Raw genomic sequence first — 22,284 nt, 5'->3', positions numbered from 1 at the left:
GGAAGCAATTCTATGAGTCTATCAAGCAACGTCACCGTAAATCACCTCCAAATTTTCCGTTCTGAGTTTAATGTATTCAATTGCCTTCTCTACTTCAGCTGATTCACCTAACACTTCCATGATAAAGATTCCAAGTGGTGTCTCCTGGATATACTCAATTTTTCCGTGAAGAATATTACCTTTTACTTTAAAGCGCTGAAAGACTTCTGACACAACTGCTTCTTCCGCAACAGATCCTTTGAATTGAATTTTTATGATTTTGCCTTTTCGGTTTGAAAGTAAATAGTCTGGCAGTTCAAATTGAAGTACGCTATTGATAAATTCCTTTGTTAACGGCTGAACTGGGTTTGCAAAGATTTCATAAACCGGACCTTCTTCTACGATTTTTCCATCTTGCATGATGGCCATTCGGTCACATATTTCTTTCACAACTTCCATTTCATGGGTAATCAACACAATCGTAATTCCTAATTCCCGATTTATTTTTTTTAACAAATTCAGAATGGATTTAGTTGTGCTTGGATCGAGTGCAGAAGTAGCTTCATCACAAAGCAGTACAGATGGATTATTGGCTAGGGCACGGGCAATCCCTACACGCTGCTTCTGCCCGCCGCTTAGTTGTGCAGGGTAGACATCCCGTTTGTCCGACAGACCGACCATATCCAGCAGTACTGTTACTCTTTCCTCTATCTCCGCTTTAGATTTATGGGCTGCCTTCAAGGCGAAAGCGATATTTTCAAATACCGTTTTTGATTTAACCAGATGAAAATGCTGAAAAATCATCCCAATTTTTAATCGGGCTTTGCGCAGTTCTTTATTGTTTAGCTTGGTAAGTGAAAGTCCATCTACTATGATTTCTCCGGAGTTTGGCTTTTCTAAAAGGTTTAAACACCGCAGCAATGAACTTTTTCCGGCGCCGCTATAGCCTACAATTCCAAAGATTTCACCACGATTTATTTTTAATGAAACATGATCTACGCCCACTACTTTCTCTTTTTTTGTTTCATAGATTTTCACTAAATTTTTCACTTCGATCATGTTGGTTCCTCCTTCACAGATCGTGTTTGAAAATGAAAAAGCCTCTTTCATTCGAAAGAGGCATCGTTTATTCAATCACGACTTATCTTTCAGAATGAAAATCATTCTGCAGGAAGTGGCACCTTTCCAAATGGAGGTTGCCGGACGTCATAGGGCCTGGTCCCTCAGTCACTCTTGATAAGTAACTTATTATTTTGTCAATTTTCTAAAAGAATAATAAAACTCAGAAGATTGAATGTCAATAGATATTTTACGTGTAAAATTTTAAGGGAACGCTTACATGCAAGCGGGAGTAACATTAAAGAAATTTCAGAAAGTTTTTATGATTATTCTTTGTTGAAGAAGAATATGGATAAAATTAAAAAGCTTTCAGCTGGATGTTCAGCTAGAAAGCCTTCCCTACTCAAATAACTGTATCAGCGATTTTTTCAGCATAGTAGATATGAAGTTCCTCCCATCGATTCCATGGAAAATCAATTTCATTGCCATCCAGGGAAGATGCAAGCATGTCAAGATGAACATGCCACCCTGCTAGCATAGTTGGCAAATGGGTGGGATCGTGGAAGTTCTGAGTAAATACCAGCAAGCAGTCTTCACCACTTGTCTGCAGTTCCCAGTGAACAAGTGAAGGTTCAGGGCCATCTGTATCCCAGACAAATTCAAAAACGTAAGGAGGTTCTGCTTTGTGAACTCTTCCTGACAATACATTTCCCTCTGTTTTCGTGAAGGTTAATGTAAATGTACCGCCTTCTTTATGATCAACTTCTGCCTCTGCCAGCCATTCAGCAAGCTTATCGGGCTGTGTCAGCCAACTCCAAACCTTTTCAATTGAATGGTTAAATCGTCTTTCAAATCTGGCTAAGAATCCACCATCCGTCCTTTTTACTTCTGCTTCCATCATTTATCTCTCCTTATCGTGAGCGCTTGCAACTTTTAGATATATCTTTGTACATCTTACTAACAACAGCAATACCTGTAAAGTCGTGTCAAAGAGACAAATGAGCTTTTGAAAAATGGGAATACTACTAATAATACTTTTAAAAATGGAGGTTTCATAATGGATAAACAGCGAGCTCAACAAATTGCTGAGTCAGGAGACATGAAGAAAGTGACCTACAATGGAACACGTGTTTATATTCAGCATGTGGATGAGAAGGGGGAAACAGCTAGGGTTTACCCGCTTGAGGACCCTAGCCAAGAAAAAACAGTGAGTCTAAATGAGCTCCATGAAGAGTAAACAATTGCCTTACTCAGTCTTTATAGTATAAAAAAGCATTCAGAAATGAATGCTTTTTTATACACTTAAATGAATCTATCAATGCTTAAGATCGAAGAAATGATGCCTGACAGACAGATTGCTGTTAATCTCGAGGATTCCGAATGAATATTGCCGCTGAAACCTTTTATCAGTGGGAGACCCAGGGTTAAATAAAATGACATCTTTGTGCTTTTTTAAGTATGGAATATGAGAGTGACCAAAAATAATAAGTTCTGCCGGGTTTTTGGAGAAGGTTTCCATCGCTCTCTCAGGAGTCGATTTTGCCTTCCCTAAATGTCCATGGGTAACACCAATTTTATGACCTTGTATGTCTAATAGAATATGGTCTTCAAAGATGTCCCTGATTTCGTCTGAATCAACATTTCCATATACTCCTTGTATCGGAGCCAGCTCCTTTAGTTCCTCATAGAGTGAGATCGTTGTCCAATCTCCAGCATGGATCAATAAATCAGCCTTCATAACCTCTTCTAATAAAACCTTAGGCAATTGTTTAGCCCGTTTTGGCATATGGGTGTCTGAAATAACTATAATTTTCATACTTGCCTCCGAAGCTTTTACATGTAATATAGCAAAAATATGTACTATCGAAAAAATCATGAGCAGTGTTCCTTATGTCATAATAGGAAAATAGTATGGTTTTTTTAAAAAATGGTTAAAATTTCCCTGTATTATTGGGGAAATTTGTCGATAAAAAAAGAAAAAGTTTAAAAGAGGGAGAGACATGTTTGATTTTAGCCAGGTGAAATCGGAGCCAGTAAATGGAATGGTCCTAGCAATCGGATCGCTTTTCTTTGGTGCTTTTCTTGTCATTATTTTTGTTAATTTTATTTATAAACTCACCAATTGGGAAGTGTTTCAGAGTAAAGATTTTTTAAGCTTACTTGGAATAGGCTACCTGGCATTATGGGGTTACATCATGTTCTTTATGGGTGGCTTAGGTATATTTTTATAATCGCACACTTTTTTTCTATTAGGCATCCAGTATGGATGTTTTTTTCTTGGACTAGGAAATATAATGTGAGCATGAAGATTCCCCAAATTAATGCAGATTTAGCCTTTATTTGCTCAAAAATCGTCGAGAAATCCACTATATTGAAAAAATATTGGGTGAATCTTCCTATTTTGAAGGAAAAAATGGTTCTTTGTCGTACTGTTATACATATATACATTACAGGAGATGGGGGGAAGGTAATTGGTAGAAAAATTATTGTTACATGTTTTGATAATTTTAGCACCTTACCTCATTTTTAGTATTTTATTTGAAAATAAAAAAAACAAAATGGTGATATTTACAATCAGCATACTAAATGGGGTTGCAGCATGTTTGGTTATGTTTTTTCCCATTTCCAGCGGAGAGTTAATATTCGATCTTCGCTATGTTCCTTTAGTCATAGCAACCTTGTATGGGGGTCCGGTTTCCGGGGGAATCGTTCTGCTCATGATTCTATTTATACGGACTATTATGGGCGGGGATGCTTTGCTATTTGGATATATAGGGACAATATTGGGATATTTGCTTCCGCTGATTTTGCATCGCTTTTTTATAAAGCTTGTTCCCAAAGTAAGAATGGGAATAGCAATTCTTGTCGGTGTTTGGCCATCTATATTTAATCCTTTTATCATCATTATTTACCATTCAAACTTAGGAATCCCATATTCGGAATATTCCAAATTCATGGAGAGCTTTCTTATTTTAGGAGCCATTCAAGTTATTGCCATTGGTTTTTCCGCGGTGCTGACTGAAACTCTGATTGAGAGGAGCTTAATGCAGGAAAAAATACAAACAGCTGAAAAGTTAAATACATTAGGCGAATTGGCAGCATCCATTGCACATGAGGTCCGAAACCCTTTAACGGTGGTAAAAGGTTTCTTGCAGCTGCTAGAGCAAGAGGAGACAGGAAAAAAGCGAGAATACCTCATTTTAGTTTTAAATGAATTAGGGAGAGCAGAAGTTATTCTTAATGATTATTTAAATTTTGCGAAGCCGAAGCTTAACAATATTACAGAGGTCTCACTACATGATGTACTTCAAAAGATTGTTCAATTGCTCGAACCGCTTGCCAATAAAGAAGGGGTAACGATCCAATTTGAACATGAAGGAGACTTTCTTTTAAAAACAGATCGGTATCAATTAAAGCAAGCGCTCATTAATATCATTAAAAATGCTATAGAAGCCACCCCAGCCGGCGGGTATGTAACGATTACAACAGAGGGAAATGAGAGCCAAGTAAGACTTGTTATTAAGGATACCGGAAAGGGAATGAGTAAAGAGCAGCTGGAACATCTTGGAACCGTGTTCTACACGACAAAGGATAAAGGAACCGGACTTGGTACCATGGTCTCGATTCGCATTATTGAGGAGATGAAAGGGAAAATAGAGTATTCCAGTAAGGTAGGGATGGGAACAAAGGTAATTATTACTTTACCTGTCATCAAGAAAAGCGAATAAGAAGAAATCCAGTCTACAAAATCAAAAGAAGGAGCATGTCGCAGCTCCTTCTTTTTGTTATATGCATAAAAATTGTCATATTTCCCTGTAGAGATTAACTAGCTTGATTCTTCTTGCTTATGATTCCGATATGTTCAGGATAGCCATAAGAACCGTGCTCACTGATATCTAATCCACTCATTTCTTCTTCTGCAGATACACGTAATCCAATTGTCTTTTTCAAAATATATAGAACAACGAATGAAACCGCAGCAACATATACAGCAGCTCCCAATACGCCGATGATTTGAACAAAGAGCTGCTCAAATCCGCCGCCATAAACAAGTCCAGGCTGACCAATTCCAGTGATCTCTACTAATCTTGGAGAGGCGAAAAATCCTGTTGAAACTGTTCCGATGATACCTGCAATTCCGTGAACGGAAAAAGCGTAAACCGGGTCATCCAAGCCCTTCTTTTCAAAGTAAACGGAGGTACAGAATGTAATGGATCCTGCTGCAGCTCCAATGATAACTGCTGCCCAAGGTTCAACAAACGCACATGATGCAGTAATTGCTACTAATGCAGCTAAAACTCCATTTACAGTTGCCGGAATGTCTGCTTTTCCAACTAATAATTTTGCCGTAACAAGTGCTGCGATAGCACCTGCAGCTGCGGCCAAATTAGTTGTAAGAGCAACATAGCCAAAGAATCCATCACCAACCGCCATTGTACTTCCCGCATTAAAGCCAAACCAGCCAACCCATAGAATCATCCCTCCTAATACTGTGTATACCTGGTTATGCCCTGGAATACTATTCGGAGAACCATCCTTATTAAATTTTCCAATACGTGGTCCTAATAGTATAGTAGCCACTAACGCTGCAACAGCTCCCTGCAAGTGAACAACTGTTGATCCGGCAAAGTCTTGCATTCCCATGGAGCCGAGCCAGCCGCCGCCCCAAACCCAGTGTCCAATTACAGGATAGATAAACATTGTAAATATAATTCCAAAAATAAAGTACACAATCAATTTTCCGCGTTCAGCAAATCCGCCCCATGCAATAGCTAGAGAAACACCTACAAAAGCCAGCTGGAATAAAAATTTGAGTTCAAGTGGTACAACTGCCCAAGATAGTGATGAGAAAGTTTCCTCTTCTCCGCTTAAAAACCATCCTGAAGTACCGATAAATGAATTTCCATTCCCAAAAGTAATTGCAAATCCAATCGCCCAAAATCCAAGAGATGCAATCGCGAAGCTAATGATTTGCTTCCCAGCCACGTGACCCGAGTTCTTCATCCGTGTTGAACCAGCCTCTAAGAGAGCAAATCCTCCTTGCATGGCGATGACCAAAATTGCTGCCAGCATGACCCACAAAGAGTCTAAAGCTAAAGTAACTGCAGATGCATCCATTTCCACCCACTCCTTATGTTAAGTTTTATAACATGATATGTAATAATATAGAACATATTTACTATTTTCGCAACTGAATTTTGAAAAAATTAATAATTTTAATCTCTTCTGTTAGGTTTCCTCACATGGAAACGTTTTCAATCTGGCGGTTAACTAAGTGGGAATGAACTATTTTTTTGCGGAAACGATAATAACACAGACATTGGAAAAAAGGAGAATGGACAGTGCGGTATGATTGCATTATTGTCGGAGGGGGAATTGCGGGGCTCCAAGCGGCAATTCAATTAGGAAGATATAAGCATAAAATATTAGTTATAGATTCTGATAGCGGCAGATCAAACCTTTGCAGGGCTTATCATAATATTTTGGGCTGGCCAGATGGGATTAGCGGAGAGGAGCTGCGTGCAATAGGAGAAATACAGGCTCTGGATCTTGGAGTTGAGTTTATTAGGGATCGTGTTGAGCAAATTTATAAAGAAAATGACACTTTTCGGCTTTTTACTCAAGAAAAACAAACCTTTACCGCGGATCATTTGTTACTTGCGACGGGTGTTATGGATCGTCTCCCGCCGTTTCCGGAAATCTACCCTTGTTTGGGAATATCCGTTTACATTTGTCCGGATTGCGATGGCTATGAGGTTATGAATAAAAGGACTATTGTGCTTGGTTCCGGAAATGTTGGGGCTAATATGGCATTAACTTTAAAGTATTGGACTGACGATCTTGTGTATATAAATCTGGAACTAAAGAAAATCGATGAGAACTTAAAAGAGCAGCTTCAACAGAAAAAGATAGAAGTGATTGAAGAAAACGTGGAAAAGATAGTAGCGGTTGGATCGGAGTTTAAAGGTGTGCGTTTAGCGGGAGGAGATGTGGTTAATGGAGAGCGGGGTTTTGTGGCTTTAGGGGGGAACCATGTGAAATCTGAGCTTGCTGTGCAGTTAGGTGTAGAAATAATGGATAACAAGCATATACCAGTCCATCCAAGAACGAAAATGACGAATGTTGAAAAAGTCTGGGCTGCGGGGGATGTTGTAGCTCACTCGGAACAGGTAACAATTGCAATGGGTGACGGGTCCCAAGCTGCGATATGGATACATAAAAGTATCATGAAGAAAAAAAGGAAATAGAGATGATTGATAGAAATAACAGTAAATAGATTTTACTTGCCAAAAAATGAAACCTATGTGAATAATGATAAAATATAAACGGTAAAAAGATGATACTAGTGGAGGAGAATGACAGATGAGTAGGCGTCAAGAGTTAGCAACGTTTGCTGGGGGATGTTTTTGGTGTATGGTACAGCCATTTGATCTGCTTCCCGGGATTATTAAAGTTGTATCGGGGTACACAGGTGGTCATCTTGAAAACCCGACTTACAAGGATGTTAAATCGGGTGGTTCGGGGCATTATGAAGCTGTACAAATCACGTTTGATCCTGAGATTTTTTCTTATCAGCGATTATTAGATTTATACTGGCCGCAAATTGATCCTACTGATGATGGAGGTCAATTTCATGACAGAGGCGATTCATATCGGACGGCTATATTTTATCATACCGAGGAACAAAAGAAGTTAGCAGAAGCGTCCAAACAAGCGGTTGCGGATAGCGGTCGCTTTAAGAAGCCGATTGTTACAAAAATTCTTCCGGCATCTATCTTTTATCCTGCGGAGGATTATCATCAGGATTTTTATAAAAAAAATCCAGGTGAATATAAAGAGGACCGGAAAAAATCAGGACGGGACGAATTTATCAAGGAATATTGGGGTTAAAGTAATAAAACAGCTAAGAGTGCTTGTTCCCTGCCTGGGAACAAGCCTTTTTCATTTTTTGGAAAGAACAAGGACAGGTGCCTAAGGCATTTCCCTAAAATTTGCATATTAAATAGGGAGAAACTATGAGGAGGGATATCGTGAATCCTATTCAATATCAAGTGCCTGTTTCATTTCAGCCTGATCCTGGTGATCAGAGAATTATCGGTTTTGGGAGGCGGCCGTTCTTTGGCGGACCTTTTTTTGGAAGACGACGATTTTTCGGAGTGTGGCCATTCCTGGGTGGTTTAGCTGGAGGATTACTTGCGGGGGCATTGCTGAGCCCTGGATTTTATCCTTACCCATACCCTTATTACCCTTATTATCCGTACCCGTATTTTTATTAAAGACATATCTGTAAAAAGGAGGTGTTTAAAGAGCGATCTCTTTAACACCTCCTTTTTTATAGGGTTTGTGCGGGGTCATGAATTATTCTTTATAAAGAAAGATTTTAATGGAATTGGTTTCATCTAAGGTGGCGAGTAACACTTGATCAGTGTGAACATTAAATTTAGTTTGGAGCTCCTGTTTTAGCCAATTAACATCTTTGCCAAGCACTTGGAGTTCGTGAAAATCTATATAACCTTCTTTTATAATGGGTCGTGGAAAATTAAAGGGTTTAGGCGCAATATGTAAATCTTGTTTCGTAGCAGGTTCGTATTGCGGGAATAGAAAAACTGAAATCGTTCCTGTTGGTTCCCAAAGAGCTAGGGCAACCTTTTTGGCATCATCTACTTTTTTCTTTCTTAATTCTGAAAGCAGGTGATCGATTGTTACTTTTGCTTTTTTAAGATTTGGATACAGGATGACTCCGTTTTTTATTAAAGGCATAGGTGCCGGATCAAGAAAATGCCGGATTTTTGGTGATTTTAACGTGAGCACCAAAAGAAGTATGTAAAGCAGAGAAACGACAGAAACTGTGATTAGGCTGCCTTTTAAACCTAAATGGCTATCTGACAGCGGGTGTGCCAATATATTCCCTAACAGCATAACAACCACAAAATCAAGCAGTCCCCATTGGGAGATTGATCGTTGCCCCATTAGTTTTGCAACAGAAAGCAAAAACAAAAATGCTATAAAAGCTCGAAGCGCCCATTCTAAACTAGTTAAGTTGTCCTGACTAAATAGAAAATCCAATGAAAACACTTCCTAAAGTGGTCTAAATATCATTTGGTAGGATTTCCTTGAAGGGTATAATTATGCGATTGTTGTCGCCGATGAAATAAAAAAACACCCTAAAAAAAGAGGTGTTAGAAAAAATAAAATTGAATATAAAGATTTCGTATGTTATGATTAAATTTGTTATGCAGGTAATGTGAAAACGGAAATATTATCCCTATAATAACATTACCATATTGATTGTCCTTTGTCAAACATCTAGTTAAAAATTTTTAAGGAGTGGTTCAGTGACTGAAATCAAAAAGGATTGGAAGAAAGAGCAAGAACGAATCGATTCTATTGTTGATGTGATTGATGAGAAAGTCTCTTATCTTGAGCAAAATACTGGCCACATAAAAGACGATATTTTAGAAATACGAAAAAACTTTTGGAATGATGTGACAATCAATCTTGATGAGCCAGACGATATAATCGAAACATTTGTCAGCATTAAACAGCAAGCTGAAATGTTATCTGAGCGAGAACGGAGTCAAGGGCAAGTTCAAAAATTATTAAAAACTTTTTGGCGATTAAAGGATTCGCCCTATTTTGGGAGGGTTGACTTTAGGGAAGAAGGGGAAAGCAAATCGGATTCCATTTATGTGGGAATTGCTTCCTTACTAGATCATAGCAACGAAAACTTTCTAATCTATGATTGGCGGGCGCCGATTTCAAGCCTTTACTATGACTATGGATTGGGTACAGCAGCTTACCAAACTCCTGGAGACGGACAAATACAGGGAGAAATCAATTTAAAGCGCCAATATATCATTAGATCCAGTGTATTAAAAGGGATGTTTGACACTGGAGTAACGATTGGTGATGAGCTGCTTCAAGAGGTGTTAGGTAATAATGCCTCAACTCAAATGAAAAGTATCGTTGCAACTATTCAAAAAGAACAAAATGAAATTATTCGCAGTGAAGGTACAAAATATTTAATAGTCCAAGGTGTTGCGGGAAGCGGAAAAACCTCTGCTGCCCTGCAGCGGGTGGCTTATTTGCTCTATCGTTACCGCAATATTTTACAGGCGGAACAAATTATGCTATTTTCACCTAATCCAATGTTTAACAGTTATGTATCCACCGTTTTGCCCGAGCTCGGCGAAGAAAATATGCAGCAAAGTACATTGCAGCAATATATTGATCATCGCCTAGGTAACAGATATCAAGTGGAGGACCCATTTGAACAAATGGAGTATATCTTATCTGACAGTAACGATCAGGATTTTTACACTAGGAAAGAAGCGATTTCGTACAAGGCAAGCCTGTTATTTAAAAACTATATAGATAATTTTGTAAGATCTTTATCAGATCAGGGCTTAATTTTTAAAAATATTACATTTAGAAAAAGAATATTAATTTCTGCCCGTCAGATAGAAGAGAAATTTTATTCGCTTGATAAAGCGTATTCCATTCCTAACCGAATATCCATTGTTAGCGAATGGATCAAAAAAGAATTGAAGAAGCTGGCTAGGCTTGAGCGTAAAAAAGAGTGGGTCGAGCAAGAGGTTCAATTATTAGATAAGGAAGATTACCTGGAAGCTTTTAAACAACTCCAAAAAAAGAGAAAAGATACTGAAGAAACCTTTGATGATTTTGAGCAAGAACAGCTCATCCTTGCTAAAGAAGTGGTAAATAAGCGTTTCAAACCCTTGCTTGCAAAAGTGAAGAGGCTGGAATTCATTGATCATATGGCACTTTATAAGAGTTTATTCAATCATGATCTAAAAATCAGCGATGAATCGTTGCCTGTTAATTGGGTGCAAATTTGTGAATATACACTTAATCGGCTTAAAAGGTTCGAAATTCTTTATGAAGATTCTGTACCTTTTCTATATTTACAGGACTTGATTGAAGGCAGAAAATCAAATACTATGATCCGTCATATTGTGATTGATGAAGCACAGGATTACTCACCATTTCAGTTCGCCTATATAAAGCAGTTATTCCCTTACAGTTACATGACTATATTAGGTGATAGGAACCAGGCAATCTTATCGCATACGATGAATGCGCCTACTATTTTATCAGATGAGTTTTATGAAAAGACTGAAACCAAACAAGTCATATTAAATAGAAGCTATCGCTCAACAAAGGAAATTGTTGAGTTTACCCGTGAACTAATTCCTTTCGGTGATCAGATTGAACCGTTTAACCGGAGCGGGAAAAAACCAGTTTTAACAAAGGTTCATTCGCGGGAAGAATTGAATAAACGGGTTGTTGAAAGAATTAAAATAATGGAGTCTGAAGGGCATCAAACGATTGCGATTATCTGTAAAACAGCTCATGAAAGTGCTGAAGTGTATCAAGCGCTTAAACACCAGGTTGAAGCTAGGCTCATCAAAAAAGGAACGCTCTCTTATGAGAAAGGAATTCTTGTAATTCCGGCTTATTTAGCAAAAGGGATTGAGTTCGATGGGGTCATTCTTTATAACATTTCACAGGATGTGTACAGGAGTGAAGACGAACGAAAATTATTGTATACAGCATCGACGAGAGCCATGCATGAGCTGCATTTATTTTCATTGGGTAAAATAAGTTTTTTGCTAGATGATGTATCGGAACAAAGGTACCAAATCCATAACTAATAATAGACAGGGTCTGCCGCGGGCTGATTAAGACCGCGGTTTTACTGTATCAACTCAATCAAAAATCCAATATAATGGAAATTAATCAGACTGTTAAAAAGGATTGATAATAATGGAGCTGCTGCATAAAGCTATTTCTCTAAGAGAGAATGGTAACTACGAGGAAGCAAGGCAATTATTACTTTCACTATATGATTAGGACAACGGTGATCCTTATATATCCTATCAATGCGCCTGGGTTCACGATTTGCTGGGTTTGGAAAAAGAGGCAATTCCTTTCTATAAAAATGCATTAAAACAGGGACTTGCCGGCCAGGAAAGAAGGGGTGCTCTTTTAGGGTTAGGAAGTACTTACAGGACGATTGGGGAATATCATAAGTCGAAAACGGTATTTGAACAGGGGATGCAAGAGTTTCCAACAGCCAATGAGTTTCCTGTTTTTTATGCGATGACTTTACATAACCTTGGTAACGATAGGAAAGCGCTAGAAATTTTGCTTCATAAATTAGTAGAGTTAACGGTCGATGAAGGAATTCAACGATACAAAAAGGCAATCGCGTTTTATGCTGATCAGCTGGCAACCGAAAAGAATAGCCCCCATAACTATTCATCCCATACTTCGTCCAGCTAATTTGTTTCGTATATTTAATGTACGGTTATTAAGAAACGATGTTTCAATACTACTATTTTAATAAATAGAGATTGGTAAAAGAAGAAGAGGTGACAGTGTGGCTGTAAAAGAAGATTATCCGTTAGTGGTAGAGAATTTGACAAAGATCCTCAATGGCCAGACAATTATTGACCATTTATCTTTTAAGCTTGAGCGTGGTAAAGTATATGGTTTTTTAGGACCAAATGGTGCCGGGAAAACGACAACCATTCGTTTAATTGCTGGACTCATCTCTCCGACTAAAGGTGATATTTATGTAGAAGGACATCATATTCAGAAAGAAAAATTAAAAGCATTATCTCATCTTGGTGCCATTGTTGAAAATCCGGAGCTCTACAATTACCTGACAGGCAGGGAAAACTTACTTCATTTTGCCAGGATGAGCAGAACTCCTGTGCCGCTTTCACGAATTGAAGAACTTGTTAAATTCGTAGGCTTGGAGGATGCAATCCATCAAAAGGTAAAAACCTATTCTCTGGGCATGAAGCAACGGTTAGGAATTGCACAGGCATTATTACATAAACCATCCCTTCTTATTTTAGATGAACCGTCCAATGGATTAGATCCAGCGGGAATTAGACATTTGCGAGATTATTTAAAGCACATTTCCAGAAAAGAAAATATTTCAATCCTTGTTTCTAGTCATCTACTGCAAGAAGTAGAGTTAATGTGTGACAAAGTGATTATTATTCAAAAAGGAAAATATGTTGAAGAAATAGATGTGAAAAGCAGCGGGGATGCCAGGGTTCAAACAAAGGTTAGATTTACACTAAAGCATGATCAGCTTTCTTCAGCTTTAACAATAATAGAATCGTTTGGACAAGCGCAAATCGATGGAGAAAAAACAATAGTTGCTTCCATCCCTTATGAACAGATTCCTAATATTATAAACGAGTTAGTCAATACAGGTCTGCTCCTTTATGAATGTACACCATTGAAAAAGTCACTTGAGGATCAATACCTATCACTTACTGAACAGAAGGAGGGTGTTTTATGATTTCTTTGCTTCAAAATGAATGGCTGAAAGCCCATAAAAAACACAAAGCCTGGCTGTTCCTTGTTGTGATGGGATTTTTGCTAATAATGGGAGCCGTCCTTGTAATCATTTTTAGTAACAGATTTAATATTGAGGTTAGCGGAATCACTTATTCGATTAATGCAGCATCCGTTTTTACGACCATTATTTCTTTTTATTCCATTGTGATTGCAGCTAGTTCGGTTACGAGTGAATATAGTGAGGGTACTATCAAACAGTTGTTTATTCGTGCGCACTCGCGGACATCGATTTTGTTATCTAAGTATATGGTCGTCAATATATTAACTTTTGCAATGTATTACTTTTTAATCGTATTTAATTTCCTTATTGGATTATTATTTTTTGGAATGGACGCATTCGTTGAAGATTTTATAACGAACCTTGTAAATGGGCTTTACCATTATCCTAATATCATGTTCTATATGACACTAGCCTTTATGATTGGGGCTGTTACAAAGAGTATGGGGCTCGCCACCGGTCTTACCTTTTTAGCGAAATTTAGCAGCGGTCCGGTTACATTGCTTGTATCCATGTATGAATGGGGAAAATATATCATTTTTCCGCATCTTACACTTTCAGTCTATAGTGAGAATCAGTATATCCGGGGCCTCTCAGAGCCGTTTATGAGTGATAGTTCACTTGGATTTTCTCTTGTAATAATAGTATTGTATTTGCTTGTATTGGTTGGAATCTCCTTAGGAGTAACTGAAAAGCGAGATATTTTATAACAGCAAATGACGGTCTCCTTTCCTTCCAATCAGTTAAAGGAAGGTGAAGGAAAGAAAAAATTTAAGGGAATTCAATCAATGAGAAGGTTACTAAAACTGAGCGGGAGGAATTATGAAGAGACCGACGGTTGTGTTAGCGGGAGGTTCAGGATTTTTAGGAAGGTCTTTTGCTAAGGTTTTATTAGAGCGAAACTGCAGGGTTGTTATTCTAACTCGGGGAAAAACAGAAAATCGGGAAGGGATAGAATGGGTACACTGGGACGGGAAAAGTCTTGATGACTGGACAACTAAATTAGAAAGTGCCACCTCCGTGATTAATTTAACAGGGAAAAGTGTTAATTGTATATATACAAAGAAAAATAAAGAAGAAATAATGGCATCACGATTAGATTCCGTTTCAGTATTAGACAAAGCTATTTTACAATGCAAGAATCCGCCTGAGTCCCTGATACAAGCGGGTTCACTTGCGATTTACGGCAATACTCAAACAGTTTGTGATGAACTTGCACCACATGGAAGCGGATATTCCGCCCATGTATGTGTAGAGTGGGAAAAGGCTTTTTTCAAACATTTGCTTCCGAGCACAAGAAAGGTTTTATTTCGAATTGCGTTTGTGCTTGATAAAGAGGAAGGTACATTACAGTCTTTAAAGAAATTAACGAAACTGGGTTTAGGTGGAACGGTCGGTTCCGGCCAGCAATATATTAGCTGGCTTCATGTTGATGATCTAAACCGCATATTTTGGAATGCGATGCACAATAAACAAATGACAGGTATTTATAATGCTACAAGTCCAAGAGCTGTTACCAATAAGGAATTTATGAGTGCTTTGCGAAAAGCTATGAACAAGCCTATAGCACCGCCAACTCCCACACCCTTGGTCTGGTTAGGATCGTATTTGTTTATGTCGATGGAACCAGAGCATGCACTAACAGGCAGGAATTGTATTCCCAAAAGGTTAATGGAATCGAACTTTAAATTTGAGCATACGGAATTGGATGGAACCTTAAAGCTATTAGTTTAATGATAAAATATGTATGATTTCCTTCCTGAAACGAAACCTAAGAATCGATGGTGTAAATCGGTTTGAACGGGATTTTTCTTACCCTCAATCCTTATTAACCTTGGGGAGGAATGGTAAATTGCTTTCGTTTCGGGGCGATGCCCATAAATTTTATGTGAAATTAAAAAATTCAAATCATACCCATTTACGATATGACCAGAACAGGGAATTAAAAGAGATTAGGGAAATACAAGATTTTTATGAAACAATTGAAACCAAAACCTTAATCGATATTTACTATAAAATGGTGAAAGAGAAAAACGGGTCTGGGATTATTCCTATTTTTGTATCAGCTGGGCCATGGCTATTATTTATCTTTTCAAAGCAATTGCAGGAATTCCTTTTTAAGGATGGATCGATGCTTTGGCTCACCTTTATAATTTTGTATGTAACGATTTTATCACTGAGTGTAATGCTTCATTTTCATGAAAAGGCATGGGCTTCCTTACATATTGAAGTCATACAAGATATTTTAAAAGCCAGAGGAATAGAAAAATAAAGAATAAAGGGGCACCATATCGGTACCCAATTCTCTAAGCTATTATGTTTGCTTTAAGCTCAATCTCTACATTCCCTTTTATAGCACGTGAAATCATACAGGAAGATTCAGCTTTTTTCGCAAGCTTAAGGGCTAGTTTACGGTCGTTTTCAGATGCGTTTTCTTTCAGAATGATCGTTGGGCGGTGAATAATTTTTTTATAGGTAAACACCCCATTTGTTACAACAACAATTCCTTCGGATTCCATGTATAGCTCTTTTTTCTCTAAAGAGGACCGTTCCATCATTGCGGCTAACGTAATAATGTAGCAGGTTGCGGCTGCACCTAGCAACATTTCATCCGGATTGGTTCCTACTTCGGGGCCATCCATCTCTTGAGGGATCGAAATTTTCGTTTTTAAATTTTTAGCTTCCAGGTCGCCGACATCATTGCGCAATCCCGGCCAATTCGTTTTTAAATGAAAATGGTGTTCAGCCATCTCGTGCACTCCTTTACGTATATTTCTTACAGGGATACTATCATTTTAGATAAATCCGAATGACGTTGCACGTTATATGTTTATTTACATCAAAGTCTGAAATATTTAAAGGAAAAGATAGAAAAGAAAGAGGCAAAATCATGAGCAGGTTCATAAAGAAGGCAAAGGGCAGTTTACTTTGAAACTAGTAAGAATAAGACGCATGAAGTTTCTACTAATCTTAGGGAAATAAAGTATGAAAAATTTGTCTATAATGGAAGGTATCCATTTAAAAATATAAAATATCTGTTCTAAAATTAAGATCAAGAGGAGAATTTTAATTAGGAGGACTATGGTGGTTAAATCAAAGTTACAATTTTGGACACTGCAAATACTGTTAGTTGTTGCGATTATTTATATAAGTACAAAAATAGCTTTCGTTTTTGAGCCGGTAGGGATCTTTATATCTACCTTATTTTTCCCTATTTTAATTTCTGGCTTTCTGTTTTATTTGCTGAATCCGCTTGTGAAAAGACTTCAGCTGCTCAAAATACCGAGAACGCTTTCGATTATTATCGTGTATCTGGCCATTGCCGGTTTGTTTTCACTCATGCTGAGCTATTTTATTCCAGCTGTGTCCAACCAATTTAAACAATTAATTAATGATATGCCAAGATATGCGGCACAAAGCATGGATTTTTTTGAAGATGTTTCAGATAGCCCTCAGTTTAAATGGGTGATGACACAAGAATACATAACCATTGATGATATTGAAGAAAAGCTAACTGAAATTGGAAGTGCTATTCCTGAGACGATCACCAATAGCATTTCTGCTATTCTTGGTTTTGTTGCCAATTTTACGATTACGGTTGTAACGGTACCATTCTTGTTATTTTATATGTTTAGAGATGGGCATAAGTTTCCTGATGGTGTTGCGCGTTTATTGCCTGCCGCTTATCGGGATGAAGCTTTAAAAACAATGAAAGATACGAATAATACGTTAGCATCCTATATACAGGGGCAGGTGACCGTAGCTTTATTTGTCGGAACTCTGTCCTTTATCGGGTATTTAATTATTGACTTGCCTTATGCACTAATATTAGCGATGGTGGTATTGGTCACTAACATTATCCCTTATATAGGACCTATCCTGGGTGGAGCACCGGCTGTGATTATTGCCCTGTTTGATTCACCTATGAAGGCTATCTTAACTGTAGTCGTTATAGTAATTGCTCAGCAGTTAGAAGGAAATGTTATATCTCCATTAATTATCGGAAAACAGTTAAAAATCCATCCGGCAACCATCATTATTTTATTATTAGTAGCAGGGAATATTGCTGGAATTCTTGGCATGGTTTTAGCCATTCCTTTCTATGCTGTATCAAAAACCATTGTCATCAACATTGCTCAATTTCTTAAAGAGCGAAAACGCATCTTAAATGAACAAATCATCGAGAGTTAATGGTAAGGGACTGTCCGAAAGATTTAGGACAGTCCTTTTCTTTTTTAGAGGATTCCTTATGTACCAGAATCAATGTAATCATGAATATTTTGCTAAAAATGAATCAAACTATAACTGACTACTCTTTAGGAGGATGCAAACATGGGAAATTTACGTGGTTTAGGAATTAAATTTTTACTTATTCTAGCTGTTCTATGGCTTGTGTTGACAGTAATGTTTCGCATGACATTTGGCAATGTATTTTGGATTTCAGTAGTGTTAACACTCATCTCTTATTATGTAGGCGATCGTGGAATCTTGCCAAGAACAAATAATACGATTGCATCGATTGCAGATTTTGGACTTGCCTTTCTTACAATATGGGCAATGGCTGTGATGTTAGTTGACGTTCCTGATTATCCATATGTAACCGCATCTCTAATAGCAGCAGCAGCCGTAACTATCGGAGAAATTTTCTTCCATCGTTATATGGCTTATGCGGATAAGGATACGGTTGATCGGAATAATGGAAGAACAACGCCTGCGTTAAGAGAAAACTATGCAATGGAAACAGCTGAAGAGTTTGAACCTAAAAACAATAATTATAATCCAGACGAGCCTAAGTAAAGCAAATGTGAAGGCCATCCCACTAGGTGTAGGGGTGGCATTTTCTTTAATTTAAATGAGACGATATCATCACAAACCCCTCATTTAAACCGGCTAAAATTCCTATATATACATTTCAAACTAATATTGTGTATAATGAACAATGTAATCAATTACATATGCTTTAAATATGGGTGCTATCCGTTAGGACTAGCTTAAAAGGGAAGTTGGTGAAATTCCAACGCGGTCCCGCCACTGTAAATGGGAGCTTTTTACAGCAGGCCACTGTACGAATTGTATGGGAAGGCGTAAAAAGTGATGACCATGAGCCAGGAGACCTGCCTATATTTTCAACACAAAGCCTACGAGGATAGGAGGGTGTTTGACTTCGACAGATTTGTTCTAAGTACAATAGATTATTTTTACATGTCGATTCAACCATCTTCAGGGCATTCCCTTAGTAGGGATGCTTTTTTTATTTGGGAAAGGAGAAAAAGAAAATGAAAAAATGGCTACAGCTAAGTTTAACTCTATTCATTGCGATCAGTATGATGGTTGCTTGTGGGAGTCAGGAAGAAACGGAAAATCCAAATGATACAAAACAGGCACAAAGCCAAAATAACGAGGATAATAAACAAGAAGGGGCACCAGAAGAAACTGCGTTTCCGGTTACGGTTACAGATGCACTAGATAATGAGATTACAATTGATGCAAAGCCAGAGCGGATTGTTTCGCTTATTCCGAGCAATACAGAAATAGCCTACGCTCTCGGATTGGGTGAACAGGTTGTAGGTGTGACAGACTTTGATAACTATCCTGAAGAAGCCTTAGAAAAAGAAAAAATCGGAGGAATGGAAATTAATCTTGAGAAGATTATTTCGCTTCAGCCGGATCTTGTTCTTGCCCATGAATCGACAGCTGTCAGCAGCAAGGATAGTCTTGATCAATTGAAAGAGGCGGGATTAACGGTTTTATTTGTAAATAATGCAACCTCTTTTGAAGATGTTTATCGCTCTATTGAATTAGTAGGAGAAGCTACTGGAACATCAGAAAAAGCTGGAGAGATTGTCGCTTCGATGAAGGATGAATTGCAAAAAATAAAGGACATGGCAGCAACCATCCCAGAAGAAAATCGAAAAAAAGTATTTATTGAGGTTGGTGCAGAGCCTGAAATTTACACTACAGGTACGAATACCTTTATGCACGAAATGCTCGAAGCGATTAATGCAACTAATATTGCAGAAGACTTAGAAGGATGGCAGCCGATGACAGAAGAAGCCATCGTAGAAAAAAATCCGGATGTTATTATTACCACTTATGGGTACTACACTCCTGATGCAGCTGAACAAGTCCTAGCCCGAGAAGGCTGGAGTCAAGTCACGGCGATTCAATCCAAACAGGTATATGATGTTCATTCTGATTTAGTTGCCCGTTCAGGTCCAAGACTGATAGAAGGTGTAAAAGAGTTAGCTAAGGCGGTTTACCCTGATGTTTTTAAAGACTTATAAGCTAGGAGCTTATTTACTTGCAAGTGTATTTTTAATTGTTTCGCTTATCATTGGAATCTCAGTAGGAAGTATTCAGGTTCCAGTTTCAGCTATTATCGGGAGCATATTTAATGAATTATTTTCTGCGTCATTTGCAGTAGACCCGATGTATGAGAGTATTGTTCTAAGTATCCGTTTGCCCAGGGTATTGTTAGCGGGATTAATCGGGGCCTCACTTGCAATCGCTGGAGCAGCCTTTCAGGGATTATTAAAAAATCCTTTGGCAGACCCTTATACATTGGGCGTTTCCTCGGGAGCATCCCTTGGTGCAGTCATCGTATTGTACCTGGGACTTTCTATCCCGGGGTTACATTCTTTTACGCTGCCCGTTTTAAGTATATGTTTCGCATTTCTCACCATTCTGTTAGTTCTTTTATTTGCCCGATTAGCTTCCAAAAGTATGTCAGTTGCAACCATTATTCTAACTGGTATTATTTTTAACTCCTTTATCGGCGCTTTTATTTCGTTATTGATTGCTTTATCGGGTGATGAACTAAGACAGATTATCGGATGGCTGCTTGGCAGTGTTTCGATGAGGGGCTGGGAATATATTCAGCTAATACTGCCTTTCTTCTTTATTGGCAGTCTTATTCTTATTTTTAATAGCCATGAATTAAATGTTTTATCGTTTGGGGAAGAAAAAGCGAAGCATTTAGGAGTTCATGTCCAGCGCAGAAAATTATGGATTCTATTAGCAGCTTCAATGTTAACTGGTTCAGCAGTAGCAGTTTCAGGAACTATTGGATTTGTCGGGTTAGTCATCCCTCACTTAGCAAGACTTCTGTGGGGTACCAATCATAAGCATCTCTTGCCATTGTCCACGATTATCGGGGCAGGGTTTTTAATAGTAGCGGATTTGGTTTCTCGTACAATTATCTCACCAAGTGAACTTCCAATCGGAGTGATTACCTCAATCATCGGGGCTCCGGTATTCGCTATGCTTTTACTGCGCGGACGTTTAGAAGGAAGAGGATCCTATGTTAAAGATTGATCATATATTTGGCGGATATGATAACAACATCATTGTTTCGGATGTCAGTTTTACAGTTGGCAGGGGAGAGTTTATCGGCATTTTAGGGCCGAATGGAAGCGGTAAGACCACATTGCTTAAGCTGATTAGCGGGGTGCTTCCAGCAGCTTCAGGAGAGATTTTTATTAATGAAAAGCAATTGGCTTCTTATAAGCCAGCCGAACTTGCAAAAATATTGGCTGTCCTTCCGCAAAGCACTGAATCCTCTTTTTCTTTTTCTGTAAAGGAAACCGTTTCCTTTGGACGTTACCCTTATCAAAAAGGATTATTTAAGCAATGGTCAGATGCCGATGAACAAGCGGTAAAAGACGCATTAGACTATACTAATTTAATGCAGTATCAAGATAAGGATGTGCTAAGTTTAAGTGGCGGCGAAAGACAGCGGGTATTTCTCGCACAGGCTTTAGCTCAGAAGCCAGAGATTTTTCTTCTAGACGAACCTACGAATCATTTAGATTTGTCTCACCAAAAAGTACTAATGGATCTATTAAAACAGCGGACCAAACAGAAGCAGCTTACTGTTGTTTCTATTTTTCATGATTTAAACCTGGCAAGTCTATATTGTGACAGGCTAATTTTAATGGATAACGGAAAAATCGTTTCGATTGGCTCGCCATGGGAGGTATTAACAGAGGACAGAGTACAGGAAGTGTACCATACAGATGTAAGGAGACAGCCTCATCCTAATATGCCGCGGCCGCAGCTTGCAATCATGCCGAATAACGAGCAGGAGGATGAAACAGAAATGATTACATCCCAGACTCTTTCAATTAAGCCTAAGCATATTGTATTTCAGTCCCCGTTTCCTTTAAAAACCATTTCCTCTTCTGTTGTTAATTCAGGAATTGGCTGGTTTTCAACTTTTGTAAATCGCCATGTAAGCATCGATTATCATTGTGAGAATAGCACTTTGGAAATGAAACAGTATTTGCATGAAGAAGGATTCCGAGTTTCAGATACTGTCGGGATGATGACGGCTATTCCGTTAAAACACTGTGTGATTAAGGAATATAGTGACGGCACTGTTTCACTTTTTTCAGTGGTGACAGCAGGAATTGGCGGCGCTGTTGATGTTTCGAAGTCCTATCTCTTTCCTCGTGCCTTTCAGCCCGGGACAATTAATATAATGATTTTTGTTAATGGGCATCTCTCAGAGGAAGCTTTTCTTCAAGGAGTTGTTACAGCTACTGAAGCAAAGGCAAAGGCTTTATCAGATTTAAGGGTCAAGGATGCTCTTTCCGATACCACTGCAACAGGAACTGCCACTGACAGTATCTTGCTAGCTGCCACGCAAAAGGGAACATATATTCAGTACGCAGGCCCTATTACTGATTTGGGAAAAGGAATAGGAAAATGTGTCTATGAGGCTGTCAGTGAGGCAATCCAGGCAGTCGGCAAGGAATAAATGAAAAAGACCTTCCTTGGGTGGAAGGTCTTTTAATATTATATTAAAAAGCCCGCCTTTTGAAAGGCCGAGCTTTTAATGAAGCTTT

At 38.4% G+C, this 22,284-nt stretch carries 23 protein-coding genes and 2 riboswitches; of the genes, 17 read left to right on the top strand and 6 right to left on the bottom strand.

Annotated elements, in window-relative coordinates:
• Nucleotides 1-21 precede the first annotated feature (21 nt).
• Together MLE14_RS10680 and MLE14_RS10675 are read right to left on the bottom strand one after the other, a co-directional pair.
• Nucleotides 22-1,038: a methionine ABC transporter ATP-binding protein gene (locus MLE14_RS10680; RefSeq protein WP_243298360.1), complete on the bottom strand. Its 1,017-nt coding sequence runs from the start codon at nt 1,036-1,038 to the stop codon at nt 22-24.
• A 79-nt stretch (nt 1,039-1,117) separates the two neighbouring features.
• A riboswitch (SAM riboswitch) is annotated at nt 1,118-1,222 on the bottom strand.
• 219 nt (nt 1,223-1,441) lie between these two features.
• Nucleotides 1,442-1,936, bottom strand: coding sequence for an SRPBCC family protein (locus MLE14_RS10675; protein WP_243298359.1), 495 nt, complete (start codon nt 1,934-1,936; stop codon nt 1,442-1,444).
• Between the two features lie 159 nt (nt 1,937-2,095).
• Between MLE14_RS10675 and MLE14_RS10670 the strand changes: the two genes are divergently transcribed.
• Nucleotides 2,096-2,275, top strand: coding sequence for an H-type small acid-soluble spore protein (locus MLE14_RS10670; protein ID WP_243298358.1), 180 nt, complete (start codon nt 2,096-2,098; stop codon nt 2,273-2,275).
• A gap of 78 nt (nt 2,276-2,353) precedes the next feature.
• Here MLE14_RS10670 and MLE14_RS10665 read toward each other — a convergent pair whose 3' ends face one another.
• Nucleotides 2,354-2,854: a metallophosphoesterase family protein gene (locus tag MLE14_RS10665; protein WP_243298357.1), complete on the bottom strand. Its 501-nt coding sequence runs from the start codon at nt 2,852-2,854 to the stop codon at nt 2,354-2,356.
• A gap of 184 nt (nt 2,855-3,038) precedes the next feature.
• Between MLE14_RS10665 and MLE14_RS10660 the strand changes: the two genes are divergently transcribed.
• Both MLE14_RS10660 and MLE14_RS10655 read left to right on the top strand, forming a co-directional pair.
• Nucleotides 3,039-3,269, top strand: coding sequence for a hypothetical protein (locus tag MLE14_RS10660; protein ID WP_243298356.1), 231 nt, complete (start codon nt 3,039-3,041; stop codon nt 3,267-3,269).
• Between the two features lie 240 nt (nt 3,270-3,509).
• Nucleotides 3,510-4,766 (top strand): ATP-binding protein, encoded by a 1,257-nt coding sequence (locus tag MLE14_RS10655; protein WP_243298355.1) that lies wholly within the window; start codon nt 3,510-3,512, stop codon nt 4,764-4,766.
• Between the two features lie 94 nt (nt 4,767-4,860).
• Here MLE14_RS10655 and MLE14_RS10650 read toward each other — a convergent pair whose 3' ends face one another.
• Nucleotides 4,861-6,156, bottom strand: coding sequence for an ammonium transporter (locus MLE14_RS10650; RefSeq protein ID WP_243298354.1), 1,296 nt, complete (start codon nt 6,154-6,156; stop codon nt 4,861-4,863).
• Nucleotides 6,157-6,380: 224 nt separating this feature from the next.
• Here MLE14_RS10650 and MLE14_RS10645 point away from each other — a divergent pair, with 224 nt between their 5' ends.
• From MLE14_RS10645 to MLE14_RS10635, 3 genes are all read left to right on the top strand, one after another.
• Nucleotides 6,381-7,286, top strand: a complete 906-nt coding sequence (locus tag MLE14_RS10645) for an NAD(P)/FAD-dependent oxidoreductase (RefSeq protein WP_243298353.1) — start codon at nt 6,381-6,383, stop codon at nt 7,284-7,286.
• A 115-nt stretch (nt 7,287-7,401) separates the two neighbouring features.
• The gene (msrA, locus tag MLE14_RS10640; RefSeq protein ID WP_243298352.1) at nt 7,402-7,929 is read left to right on the top strand and encodes a peptide-methionine (S)-S-oxide reductase MsrA; all 528 of its coding nucleotides are present in this window, start codon (nt 7,402-7,404) and stop codon (nt 7,927-7,929) included.
• Nucleotides 7,930-8,054: 125 nt separating this feature from the next.
• Nucleotides 8,055-8,315, top strand: coding sequence for a spore coat protein (locus tag MLE14_RS10635; RefSeq protein ID WP_279326178.1), 261 nt, complete (start codon nt 8,055-8,057; stop codon nt 8,313-8,315).
• Between the two features lie 82 nt (nt 8,316-8,397).
• Here the strand turns inward: MLE14_RS10635 and MLE14_RS10630 are convergent, their stop codons facing one another.
• Nucleotides 8,398-9,105 (bottom strand): DUF421 domain-containing protein, encoded by a 708-nt coding sequence (locus MLE14_RS10630; protein WP_243298350.1) that lies wholly within the window; start codon nt 9,103-9,105, stop codon nt 8,398-8,400.
• Nucleotides 9,106-9,374: 269 nt separating this feature from the next.
• Here MLE14_RS10630 and helD point away from each other — a divergent pair, with 269 nt between their 5' ends.
• The 6 genes from helD (at nt 9,375) to MLE14_RS10600 (ending at nt 15,710) form a co-directional block, all read left to right on the top strand.
• Nucleotides 9,375-11,714, top strand: coding sequence for an RNA polymerase recycling motor HelD (gene helD / locus MLE14_RS10625; RefSeq protein WP_243298349.1), 2,340 nt, complete (start codon nt 9,375-9,377; stop codon nt 11,712-11,714).
• A gap of 217 nt (nt 11,715-11,931) precedes the next feature.
• A complete protein-coding gene (locus MLE14_RS10620) occupies nt 11,932-12,345 on the top strand; it encodes a tetratricopeptide repeat protein (protein ID WP_313897747.1) in 414 nt (137 codons plus the stop codon).
• 97 nt (nt 12,346-12,442) lie between these two features.
• Nucleotides 12,443-13,381 carry an ABC transporter ATP-binding protein gene (locus MLE14_RS10615; protein WP_243298348.1) on the top strand — a complete coding sequence of 313 codons (939 nt, stop codon included), beginning with the start codon at nt 12,443-12,445 and terminating at the stop codon, nt 13,379-13,381.
• A complete protein-coding gene (locus tag MLE14_RS10610) occupies nt 13,378-14,148 on the top strand; it encodes an ABC transporter permease (protein ID WP_243298347.1) in 771 nt (256 codons plus the stop codon). The genes MLE14_RS10615 and MLE14_RS10610 overlap by 4 nt, the downstream gene beginning before the upstream one ends.
• A gap of 112 nt (nt 14,149-14,260) precedes the next feature.
• The gene (locus tag MLE14_RS10605) at nt 14,261-15,172 is read left to right on the top strand and encodes a TIGR01777 family oxidoreductase (protein WP_243298346.1); all 912 of its coding nucleotides are present in this window, start codon (nt 14,261-14,263) and stop codon (nt 15,170-15,172) included.
• A gap of 118 nt (nt 15,173-15,290) precedes the next feature.
• Nucleotides 15,291-15,710: a hypothetical protein gene (locus MLE14_RS10600; RefSeq protein ID WP_243298345.1), complete on the top strand. Its 420-nt coding sequence runs from the start codon at nt 15,291-15,293 to the stop codon at nt 15,708-15,710.
• 34 nt (nt 15,711-15,744) lie between these two features.
• Here the strand turns inward: MLE14_RS10600 and MLE14_RS10595 are convergent, their stop codons facing one another.
• Nucleotides 15,745-16,188, bottom strand: a complete 444-nt coding sequence (locus MLE14_RS10595) for an OsmC family protein (RefSeq protein ID WP_243298344.1) — start codon at nt 16,186-16,188, stop codon at nt 15,745-15,747.
• A gap of 334 nt (nt 16,189-16,522) precedes the next feature.
• On the opposite strand from MLE14_RS10595, the gene MLE14_RS10590 reads away from it, so the two are divergent.
• The 5 genes from MLE14_RS10590 (at nt 16,523) to MLE14_RS10570 (ending at nt 22,196) form a co-directional block, all read left to right on the top strand.
• Entirely contained in the window at nt 16,523-17,629 is a 1,107-nt protein-coding gene (locus MLE14_RS10590) for an AI-2E family transporter (RefSeq protein WP_243298343.1), read from the top strand.
• A gap of 141 nt (nt 17,630-17,770) precedes the next feature.
• Nucleotides 17,771-18,235 (top strand): YndM family protein, encoded by a 465-nt coding sequence (locus MLE14_RS10585; protein ID WP_243298342.1) that lies wholly within the window; start codon nt 17,771-17,773, stop codon nt 18,233-18,235.
• 154 nt (nt 18,236-18,389) lie between these two features.
• Nucleotides 18,390-18,574, top strand: a riboswitch (cobalamin riboswitch).
• 140 nt (nt 18,575-18,714) lie between these two features.
• On the top strand, nt 18,715-19,722 hold the full coding sequence (locus MLE14_RS10580) for an ABC transporter substrate-binding protein (RefSeq protein ID WP_243298341.1): 1,008 nt from the start codon (nt 18,715-18,717) through the stop codon (nt 19,720-19,722).
• Entirely contained in the window at nt 19,703-20,752 is a 1,050-nt protein-coding gene (locus tag MLE14_RS10575) for a FecCD family ABC transporter permease (RefSeq protein WP_243298340.1), read from the top strand. The genes MLE14_RS10580 and MLE14_RS10575 overlap by 20 nt, the downstream gene beginning before the upstream one ends.
• Entirely contained in the window at nt 20,739-22,196 is a 1,458-nt protein-coding gene (locus MLE14_RS10570) for an adenosylcobinamide amidohydrolase (protein ID WP_243298339.1), read from the top strand. The genes MLE14_RS10575 and MLE14_RS10570 overlap by 14 nt, the downstream gene beginning before the upstream one ends.
• Nucleotides 22,197-22,284 lie beyond the last annotated feature (88 nt).

Source organism: Bacillus litorisediminis, assembly GCF_022808645.1.
Lineage (GTDB): Bacteria > Bacillota > Bacilli > Bacillales > JC228 > Bacillus_BF > Bacillus_BF litorisediminis.
Note: the sequence above shows the minus strand (reverse complement) of the source record. Positions and strands in the feature narration are given on the sequence as shown.